The sequence below is a fragment of the Alteromonas sp. ABE4_545 genome (assembly GCF_056161325.1).
The window spans coordinates 1-10,327 of sequence record NZ_JBSWYY010000049.1 but is presented as its reverse complement, the minus strand read 5'-3'; the positions used below and the strand labels follow the sequence as shown (position 1 = coordinate 10,327).

The window sequence follows — 10,327 nt, the reverse complement described above, 5'->3', positions numbered from 1 at the left end:
TTGAGCAATGATGATTTGTGCCAATATGCCCCACCTAAAAAGCAAGCAGCGCATAAAACGATAATGGAAAATAGTTTAAGAAACTTCATGATTACTCAAGCGTATAACACCTAAATATGGGGCACAAACAGGCAGGCTATAATGGCGAAGCCGCCTGCCTGTTTGTGTCCCAGCCCGCCTGCGGGCGACATGATTTCTTTGTTATGCATTTTTATATGCTGAAACTTTTGAAAAAAATACAACATCACAGGTACAGCTTATATAGGCACCAGCTTTCGAAACAAACTTAAAGGAATATAGTTCGGCACTGTTTCCCGGAAGTTTTTTTACTCGAAATTCTCCCATATTTTCAATAGCCCAATCCTTTAAAACAATCTCATCGCACGCTCCGAGTACTATTTCAACCTGAATGGTGTTGAAATTTTGTTCGACCCACTTCTTAGGCGGATTAGCTGGCCACTCAAGTAAATCAAATACTAACTTGATATCTTTTTCTTCAAATGAAACCTTACGAAGGTAAATCCTATCTCCGAATTTTCTTCCTTCAAAAATTTTCTCTAAGGCCTCACTTGAATGTAAATACTCTAACCACATGCTGAATCCAACTAAATGCATAACACCCAAATAAGGGACGCAAACATGGCGGCTATAATCGGAGCGAAGCGACACAGCCGCCATGTTTGTGTCCCAGCGAGCGAAGCGAGTGACTTAATTTGTTTGTTATAAGCCTTTTCTAAACAACCTTGCGCATTTTGTCTATGAGTTCTAGACATGCTTGGTAAAGAAGTAATTCCATATCTTTGGAACCGTAGAGAGAGCCAAGGCGAAATATGCCCCTAAAACTAAACAGACTCTTTCCATGATACGGACTGAGAAACCTTAAACGTGCGAATAGTCCGTTTAGATTGCAAGTTGTAAAGCCGAGATACCAATTTTATTTTAGGCCTCCAAAACAGAGGTAAGGCACCTGTCCCCCAATTGACAGCGAAAGCTTCACCACCTCTGAGGGTTACAATAACAACATAGAGACCAATATCTGATTTCCTCTGATGTTCAGTGTCCGGAATGCTGTCTAAAGTAAATATTTCTTCAAGCTTCTCACGGATATGATCATGCAGATAATCATGATTGAAAGTAAAAAGGTGCTCAATGTTGGACAGCTTGCTTTCTGAAACTACCGCAAGGGAGCCAAGATAAACATTTGGCTTTTCAGATTTAAACCAGTCGAAGAGCAAATTTTAAATTCCTTTTGGCTTATAACGCTGCAGCTAAGGGGCTGGCAACGCATTAACACTAAACTCAAACACAACAACCGTAACCACTTCGGTTCATTGGGACTGGATACGCCATGCGTTGACAGTCCCTCTTGAGCCGCTTGTTATATTGCTGAACTATTGGCCTAATGAAAGTAAAACGGCCTCTTCAGCATGAATTGCAGTGGTGTCATACAACGGTACATCTGTATGTTCTTGCTGCACAAGTAACGCTATTTCAGTACAACCAAGAATAATGGCTTCAGCACCCTGCTGATATAAACCGTTTATTATTTCCAAATACTGGTTTCGCGAGTTTTCATCAATAACGCCTAGACATAACTCGTTGTATATAATGTCGTGAATAACCGTTTGTTCATCTGGGTTTGGTATGATCACATCAACACCAAAATTGTCGATAATACGCTGCTTATAGAAGTCTTGATCCATAGTGAAACGTGTGCCAAGTAAACCAACTTTTTTAACACCGTCTGATACCAATTTTATGGCCGTTGCGTCTGCGATGTGAAGGATTGGAATTGAAATTGACGATTCAACTTGAGGCGCAACCTTATGCATTGTATTTGTGCATATCAGCAGGAAATCAGCTCCACCAGCTTCGATACAACTAGCTGCTTTCGATAAAATTTCGGCTGTTTCAGCCCATTTACCTTGATGTTGTAACTTTTCAAGTTCATCAAAGTCAACGCTATACATGCAAATTTTAGCGGAATGGAGACCACCCAATTTATTTCGAACGGATTCATTTATAGCTTTGTAATAACTAGCAGTTGATTCCCAACTCATTCCGCCCAGCATTCCGATAGTTTTCATTTGATTCTCCATAACTCAATTGCAATATAACACCCCGCTTAGGGGCAAAAACATGTGGGCTATAATAACGAGCGAAGCGAGGACAGCCCACGTGTTTTTGTCCCTAACGAGCGAAGCGAGTGTTAATGCGCTTGTTATGTGCCAATTTGGTCCGCTGTCATTTGACGAAATTCGGCATAATTATCAGCGTATTCCCAAACAGAGAACAAATGCTGGCCTTTGGAGTCAATTAAGCAGAATATTTGGCAGCTTGCGTATTCTTTGGATTTTTCTAGTTCATGCCAGGAATACACATCAGTTTTTCCATTATTTGTTAGGGAAATGCCACTTTCATTGAATGTAAAACTTACCTTTAGAGATTTTAAGAACCTAAACATTAAGTAGGCGAACTTTCCAAATGTGAATGTCAATATGCCGCAAACGACAACCAAGAAGATAGAGGTTGAAACGTCAGCTTCTGGTATCCGCTTTGCTGAAAAGTAGATCATAGAAAGTGGGCTACCGATGTAGACAGGCATTAGTATCACCGCACAAGTGTATGCAAGTACTCTTATTTTCTTGGAATGTTGAACCATAGCTACCTTGGCATATAACGCCCCAAGCAGGGGCAATAACACGTAGGCTACAATACCAAGCGAAGCGCAGGGAGCCTACGTGTTAGTGTCCCGCTGCCTTGGTTTGTTAGGTTTTGGCTTGGGGCCACAAAAGTGACCCCGCCAACGGTTACAGCAGCACAAGAACTAGGACTAAAGCCCTAATTATTGCAGCTACATTAACAGTAACCTCATAGTTCGGAGTTTTGAAAGTAAACATAACGTTTGCTCATTAACTCCTAGGCCGACCTAGGAAATTAAAACCTAGGTTTTACGTCACTGGCCGTGACGCCACAGATAGATTTCGAGGCCTATTCTGTGGATTGCCGCCCAGGGTACCAACCCGGTTGGCGAGGCGTGGTACCACAATTATTTAGAGGGTATTCCCGCATCCACGGGAGCCATAAATAACCGTGCGCCCCTCATCGCGAAGGCTGGCACCGCCAACCCCGCAATGTTCGATTGAAACCTAACATTAAGCTAAGCGGCGCAGTTGCGTGGGGCATAATGGCGAAGCCGCCCCGCGTAAATGCGTTCGAGCGACCGAAGGGAGTGGTCTTAAGCGCCTTGTTATAAGCAAAGCCAGTTCCTTTGGTCTTTTTAAAAACTGTTGATGCCAGCATACGATTGATTGTTAACACAAACAAGCAAAACGACAGTACGGTGATGTTTTTGATTTGGCAGAAGCTAGCCGCCATTTTAACTCTCAAGTGTAATGGCGCTTGCTGGCTGAAAATAAGAACTTGGCGATAAAGCGCCTATTACACTACCTTCAAAATGAAAGCGGCGGATTTAAACCTACCACAAGCCAGCGCGATGCAAATGAAAACAGGAGAGGGTAGTTGCATTGGGATTTTTATTTAGCCAAACGCAGTTTAGGCTGACGCCTTATAACACCCCGCTTAGGGGCAAAAATACGTGGGCTATAATAACGAGCGTAGCGAGGACAGCCCACGTGTTTTTGTCCCAGCAAGCTCCGCTTGCGTCTACAGCGGTTTGTTATGTTTACTTGCCAAAAAAGCGCAGTTGTATTTTTAACATACACGCCAATAGTAAGCCGCAAATAATAGGTGTAGTTAATATAAAATTTACTGGCCCTTGATGCCAGTTCTGAGTAAGCCAATAAATAACAAAAACTAACGAATAAATAGGAAACAGGACCATTAACTTGTTTTTTTGTATTGCCGCTTTTGTGTATTGCCCAAGTGCCAGTGACATAAAAAAGAGAAAAGAAAAAACGAAATACATTGCATATAAAGTGTTGTAAACGGCTTCCTGCAATGGCTTTTGAATGAGGAGTATGACGAATAGAATGCTCATTGCAAAAAAGGGGAATCGTGCCGTTTGAATACTCATCAATACCTAATTCCTAGCGTAAACATAACGCTAAGCTTTGGGGCGCTAGCACGTGGGCTAAAATCCGAACGAAGTGAGTCAGCCCACGTGTTAGCGTCCCAGCGACCGAAGGGAGTGCCAACAGCGTTTTGTTAGGCGTACAACTGAAAGTACGCAGCTTTGCTGCCACCACTAGCCAATTAGCCAGCTTGTTTAAATTATTGAATTTAAGATAAAACAACCCTGTGAGAAAAGCCAGATGTTAACGGTAATGCTGGATAAAAGAGCGAGTTTAGAAAGCTGGTGATACAGAATGTTGGTGTTGCGGTGTTTATGAAAAACGCGTTGCTAAAGTTGTTTAAACAATTGAGAAAGCAAGCCGTAAAGACAACCTAGCGAAACAACCTTAATGCTGTAATGTCACCGCTGAACCTACTTTTTAATGCTGTAAGTAAATGACGCCTAACACCCCGCTTAGGGGCAAAAATACGTGGGCTATAATAACGAGCGAAGCGAGGACAGCCCACGTGTTTTTGTCCCAGCACGCTCCGCGTGCGTCTACAGCGGTTTGTTATGTCGCGAACTCAAATATTGCACCAATTGCTAGATACCAAGTGCCAAATACAAATTTGTCAGAGCTTTAGCATTATCGTTTACAGACTCTTGAACTGAGTAGATTTCTAGCGAGTTTTGCTTTAAATCAATCAGGTAAGCTCCGCCAATTGCAGCGACTATAAGCAGCATAGTAGGCCAGAACAGGATTTCGGAAACAAACGCAGAAACAATTAAACCCAAGCTCCAAATTGGTAACAGAGGCCCCAAAAACGTACTGGCCCTATAATGCTCTCTATAAATAGAGTTTCCACAGAACAAACATTTAAATCTGATTGTTCTAGATGCCAAAAGATTTTGTATGAAATTGAGTCTATGTTTGCACGGAGTCATAAAAACCTGAAAGTGACATAACTTCCCGCATAACGGGCAAATATATGTAGGCTAAAATACCAAGCGAAGCGAAGGGAGCCTACATATATTTGTCCCACGCGAGCGAAGCGAGTGTTAATGCGTTTGTTAGGTTTTACGACTGTTATCTAAAAAGTGCTGTGCAATGAAGTTTGCACCTACTCCAGATCCGGTTAACAGCATGATGTTTCCAATATACTCGACTAACCACACCCAATCAGAGTTAATATTCTTTGCAAACGCCACTCCAAGCATGGATAAAGTGACTGAAACCACTAAAAAAATAAAGCCACGAGTGAACAAGCTGTATTTATCATCAACAACCGCACCAAAAGAAACTAACCACGCGATTACCCAAGCATATTGAATTGGAGTTGCTTCCATTAATATTTGAACCGGGAGAGCTAACATTAATGCTAAAGCAACTGATGCTCCTATTTTAATGTACCTTTTATTCATAGAACCTTTGTTTAATTGAAACCTAACACCCGCATAACGGGCAAAAATACGTAGGCTATAATACCGAGCGAAGCGAAGGGAGCCTACGTGTTTTTGTCCCTAGCGAGCGCAGCGAGTGTTAATGCGTTTGTTATATGCCATCTACGCGCTCACACAGCCAGTCATCGGTTAGCGAGTTTCTACTTGCGATGCAACCTGCTGGCAACTGAGCTATCTCATGAAGTGAACCATCAAGGGCAACTGCTTGCTCCATGCTTACAACCATGGTGTCACTAGGTTCGCTAGTTGTGCCACACATAAACGCCCAAGAGTGGTCGTCCGAATAGTGAATTACTTGCAAAATTGGGAAGCCATCTTTAAGCACCTGTTTAGTAATCAGTGCGGCAACGTTTTTTCCTTGATCAAAATTCCATTTCATCGAATATCCTCATGGCATATAACTTCCAAATATGGGGCGCAAACACGTGTGCAATAATGGCGAAGCCGCGCACGTGTTTGCGTCCCAACGAGCGGCAGCGAGTGACATAATTTGCTTGTTATGTGGCAATGCTGTCATATGTTTTACCGATCTCAAATTGGGCATCGTTTAATCTAACGATGATTTCTGCCTTTGAATTTTCACCTTTCACATAATCGAAAGGTGGCGATTGAATAAAAAAGTCGTTTTGCAGCGTACCAAATGAATGAAGAACATATCCCTTTTGCACATGAACAGCACACGACGGCAACATTTCAGGCAGCGATACTCTGGAGCTTGAACCATTACAATCAGCGCCCTCGCCATAAACATCCAATAAGCCAGGAATAAGGTTAGCTTCTTGAAGTTTTGACTCGACAATTATTTCCCAATTTGCCTGTAGCCAATCTGCCAGTAAATCTTCAGATAAAACGCCATTCATAGTGACGAAGTTTAGTAGCAGAAATTGCCTGTAAGTTTCTAAAACGTCCTGTAAATGCAATGTTCCCTCCTTGCCACATAACGCTAAGCTAAGGGGCACAAACGCGTGGGGCATAATAGCGAAGCGCCCCGCGTGTTTGTGTCCCAGCAGGCCGCGACAGCGGACTGCGACTTAAGCGTTTTGTTATGTGCTGAAACCATGAATTAAAACACCTTCCCTATGTTTTGGTTTAATTTACCGCGAGTTAAATGCGCTAATGGTTAATGTTAAAGCTTGATGCGAAGTGCATTATAAAAATCCCTAACACGCTTAAAATTGCCGCGTTGACGATTAATACCCAGCTTGAAACTGTTGCGACCAACCTATTACGTCAGCACTGAAAATGCAATTCACTCCCAATATCTGGCCGACGAAAATCTAATTACCACTGAGGCTAAACACAAACATTGATTGTTGAATTCACCTTTGAGATAGATAAAACCGACACTTTAAAGTGACTAATTCAAACACGCACATAACGTTAAGCTAAGGGGCGCAAACGCGTGGGGCATAATAGCGCAGCTCCCCGCGTGTTTGTGTCCCAGCAGGCCGCGACAGCGGACTGCGTCTTAAGCGTTTTGTTATGTGCTGAAACCATGACTTAAAACACCTTCCCTATGTTTTGGACTTATTTACCGCGAGTAAAAGGCGCAAGTGGTTAATGTAAAAACACAATGCGAAGTGCATTGCTAAATCCCCTAACCCACTTAAAACTACCGCGTTAACGATTAATACCCAACTTAAAACTGCTGCGGCCAACTTATTACGACAGCACTGAAAATGCAATTTACTCGCAACACCTAGCCAAACAAAAAACGGGTTTTACGTAGGTTAAATACAAAGCGTGGTTGCTGAATTTACGTGTAACCTGTCAAAAACCGACAACTTTAAAGCGACTAATTCAAACACGCACATAACACCCCGCTTAGGGGCAAAAACATGTGGGCTATAATAACGAGCGAAGCGAGGACAGCCCACGTGTTTTTGTCCCAGCACGCTCCGCGTGCGTCTACAGCGGTTTGTTATATGCGTGTGTAAACAGAGAACACGCCATGCTCGTCGTAAAATAATGCCTTACTGCGATATTCACAAGTCCCGACCTTTTTTAAACCTGCGCCAATATAACCAAAGTTAATACTAGTAGCTTGGTCTCTTGCTTTTTGTAGGATTGCCAAGGCCTCTAAATGAGACTCTTTATTAATGAATTTGTCGTACTTCTTCCAATCGGCACTATCAAAATAACCTTTGATAGTAATACTCTTACAACCTGACGAGTCATAATCGAAATTATCAAAAACGTCACCAACGATATGAAACTTAGTGTCATGGGTTTCTATGCTAGTGATACGAATATCGAAGGAACTCCCCCCAGCATAAACAGCACCTGAAAAGAACAGTAAGAAAAGTAGTGTTCGTTTAATCATATTTAAAAGCATATAACACCCCGCTTAGGGGCAAAAATACGTGGGCTATAATAACGAGCGAAGCGAGGACGGCCCACGTGTTTTTGTCCCAGCAAGCTCCGCTTGCGTCTACAGCGGTTTGTTATGTACGTGCCGATTACAACCTAATATACCTTGGCACTTTATTTTTAAGCAGCCGAACCAACTCTGGCTGCATACGATCATAATTGTCTGGTATATCCAAGCAGGCTAATTTTTTGCCTTGTAGTAGTTCTTTATATTTTTTCGATACTTTATTTTTGTGGGACTTTTCCATGACAAAAATAACATCAGCCCACTCGATGAGATCGCCAGACAAAGGTGTCTCAGCATCCAGGTTGGTGCCGCACCCGATAGCGTTAACACCGTCATATTCAGAGAATACTTCTTCGGCTGTAGGACTACGCAATCTATTTTCTGAACAAACGAATAAAAGGTTCATATTTCTTTAAGTACATAACACCCCGCTTAGGGGCAAAAATACGTGGGCTATAATACCGAGCGAAGCGAGGACAGCCCACGTGTTTTTGTCCCAGCACGCTCCGCGTGCGTCTACAGCGGTTTGTTATACATTTACTTTGTAGTTCAAATCAACCGCCTCGTCGCCTGTGACTCCTCGAAATCCCCACTGATATTTTTCTTGTTCCTTGATCGTTATTTCGATGTCTACTGGCGAAATACCTAGACTTGACGAGATTTCGTTGAACAACGATTTGATAAGGGATTTCTGAGTCTCTGGTTTCCTACCTTTCATCATATTTATTTCGATGACCGTGTAGGAGTCTGAGCGTCCACTTGGATAGAAAAAATTGTCTGCTGGAAGAGGTACAAAGCGATGTGCGCGTTTGTCCTCTGGCATTCCCAGCTCGGATTGCATACACGAATGAATAGCGTCTGAGAGCTGACGTTTAATTGGGTTTAGTCGACTATCTATTCCATAGATTACTACCACAGTACTTTCCTTGATGTATAACGCCCCAAGCAGGGGCAAGTACATGCAGGCTAAAATACGGAACGAAGTGACGGGAGCCTGCATGTAATTGTCCCGCTGACTTGGTTTGTTAGCTGCCACCTACTAGTAATGATAACGACACGAGATAACCGTAACCGCTGTATCATCCACGGCATATACCAAACGATTGGTATCATCTATTCTGCGAGACCAAAAACCTGAAAGATTTTCTTTAAGAGGCTCCGGTTTTCCAATCCCCGCAAATGGAGAGCGCTTAACATCGGCAATTAGCTTATTTATACGTTTCAAGGTCTTCTTGTCTTGAGTCTGCCAATACACGTAACTACTCCAAGCTTCATCAGTCCATGATAATAACCTGTCACTCATCAATAAGTTCTCGCTGGGTTGTTTTACCCGCTTTAAACTGTGCTATTGAACGATTTAAGTGTTCAGCGTTCGCTGGGGAGCGAAGTAAATGAACAGTTTCCATAAGGCTGTTGTAGTAATCCAATGACATTACAACAGCATCTTCAGAGTCACGACGGGTGATTACAGTAGTGTCTGCATCGTTAATTACATTATCTAAAACGGCTTTAAGTCCATTTCGGGCTTCGGTAAAAGAGACTATTCTCATTTTGCACCTCACTTGTACAATATATGGAACAAGTTTAGTTTAAAACTAATTACATGTACAGGATGTTGTGCATTTCTTTGCCATGGCAGCTAACGCCCCAAGAAGGGGCAATAACACGTGGGCTATAATACGGAACGAAGTGACGGGAGCCCACGTGTTATTGTCCCGCTTACTTGGTTTGTTAGGTGCGATACTACCTATTAAGTAGTGCCTCAAGTAAAACATTATATTGTTCTGCGTAAAGTGAAAACTTCCCACTAAGTTCATTATGTTCGTCACTTTCGACAGCATCAGATGTACCTACAATAAATCGGTAGCCGTAGGTACAAAGTAGCGTTTTATTTTTTAATCCTGGATATTCAATACCAAAACCACCAACAGCCAAAAATCTATAGTCATTGTGACTAACTCTGGCCTTTAAATCTTGTTCAGGGTCGTCTAGGTCAATAGGCAATAAAAGCGTTTTGAGTATCGCTACTTGTGTAAGTTTGGTTGGAACCGTATCGTGATTCATCCAGCAAGGCATGCCTTCAGCCATTCCAATAGATGGAATGGTCATTAATAAAAGTAAAAAGCTAAATCTCATACCTACTAGCACCTAACGCTAAGCTAAGGGGCGCAAACGCGTGGGGCATAATAGCGAAGCGCCCCGCGTGTTTGTGTCCCAGCAGGCCGCGACAGCGGACTGCGTCTTAAGCGTTTTGTTATGTGCTGAAACCATGACTTAAAACACCTTCCCTATGTTTTGGTTTAATTTATCGCGAGTTAACTGCGCAAGTGGTTAATGTGAAAACTCAATGCGAAGCGTATTGCTAAATCCCCTAACCCACTCAAAATTGCCGCGTTTACGATTAATACAATACTAAAACTATTTAGCCCAACTTATTACGACAGCACTGAAAATGCAATTTGCTTCCAATATCT

13 protein-coding genes are annotated in these 10,327 nt (G+C 42.5%); all 13 read right to left on the bottom strand.

Features of this window, described 5'->3' with window-relative positions; all coding sequences use genetic code 11:
• Positions 1–201 precede the first annotated feature (201 nt).
• Positions 202–678, bottom strand: a complete 477-nt coding sequence (locus ACXAH6_RS20025) for an Imm50 family immunity protein (protein WP_474879731.1) — start codon at positions 676–678, stop codon at positions 202–204.
• Between the two features lie 164 nt (positions 679–842).
• Positions 843–1,235 carry a hypothetical protein gene (locus ACXAH6_RS20020; RefSeq protein WP_474879730.1) on the bottom strand — a complete coding sequence of 131 codons (393 nt, stop codon included), beginning with the start codon at positions 1,233–1,235 and terminating at the stop codon, positions 843–845.
• 156 nt (positions 1,236–1,391) lie between these two features.
• The gene (locus tag ACXAH6_RS20015; RefSeq protein WP_474879728.1) at positions 1,392–2,087 is read right to left on the bottom strand and encodes an aspartate/glutamate racemase family protein; all 696 of its coding nucleotides are present in this window, start codon (positions 2,085–2,087) and stop codon (positions 1,392–1,394) included.
• Between the two features lie 1,598 nt (positions 2,088–3,685).
• Entirely contained in the window at positions 3,686–4,036 is a 351-nt protein-coding gene (locus tag ACXAH6_RS20010; RefSeq protein WP_474879726.1) for a hypothetical protein, read from the bottom strand.
• 1,050 nt (positions 4,037–5,086) lie between these two features.
• The gene (locus tag ACXAH6_RS20005; RefSeq protein WP_474879724.1) at positions 5,087–5,437 is read right to left on the bottom strand and encodes a hypothetical protein; all 351 of its coding nucleotides are present in this window, start codon (positions 5,435–5,437) and stop codon (positions 5,087–5,089) included.
• 130 nt (positions 5,438–5,567) lie between these two features.
• On the bottom strand, positions 5,568–5,855 hold the full coding sequence (locus tag ACXAH6_RS20000) for a hypothetical protein (protein WP_156085917.1): 288 nt from the start codon (positions 5,853–5,855) through the stop codon (positions 5,568–5,570).
• A gap of 118 nt (positions 5,856–5,973) precedes the next feature.
• Entirely contained in the window at positions 5,974–6,396 is a 423-nt protein-coding gene (locus ACXAH6_RS19995) for a hypothetical protein (RefSeq protein ID WP_474879722.1), read from the bottom strand.
• A gap of 1,001 nt (positions 6,397–7,397) precedes the next feature.
• The gene (locus ACXAH6_RS19990) at positions 7,398–7,799 is read right to left on the bottom strand and encodes a hypothetical protein (protein ID WP_474879721.1); all 402 of its coding nucleotides are present in this window, start codon (positions 7,797–7,799) and stop codon (positions 7,398–7,400) included.
• A gap of 136 nt (positions 7,800–7,935) precedes the next feature.
• The gene (locus ACXAH6_RS19985; protein WP_245953132.1) at positions 7,936–8,226 is read right to left on the bottom strand and encodes a low molecular weight protein tyrosine phosphatase family protein; all 291 of its coding nucleotides are present in this window, start codon (positions 8,224–8,226) and stop codon (positions 7,936–7,938) included.
• A gap of 156 nt (positions 8,227–8,382) precedes the next feature.
• Positions 8,383–8,853, bottom strand: coding sequence for a tautomerase family protein (locus ACXAH6_RS19980; RefSeq protein ID WP_474879719.1), 471 nt, complete (start codon positions 8,851–8,853; stop codon positions 8,383–8,385).
• Positions 8,854–8,892: 39 nt separating this feature from the next.
• Complete coding sequence (locus tag ACXAH6_RS19975) at positions 8,893–9,156, bottom strand: Txe/YoeB family addiction module toxin (protein ID WP_474879717.1); 264 nt, start codon at positions 9,154–9,156, stop codon at positions 8,893–8,895.
• Positions 9,149–9,403, bottom strand: a complete 255-nt coding sequence (locus ACXAH6_RS19970) for a type II toxin-antitoxin system Phd/YefM family antitoxin (protein ID WP_013663003.1) — start codon at positions 9,401–9,403, stop codon at positions 9,149–9,151. Before ACXAH6_RS19970 ends, ACXAH6_RS19975 begins: the two co-directional genes overlap by 8 nt.
• 193 nt (positions 9,404–9,596) lie before the next feature.
• Positions 9,597–9,989, bottom strand: coding sequence for a hypothetical protein (locus ACXAH6_RS19965; RefSeq protein ID WP_474879715.1), 393 nt, complete (start codon positions 9,987–9,989; stop codon positions 9,597–9,599).
• Positions 9,990–10,327: the final 338 nt, after the last annotated feature.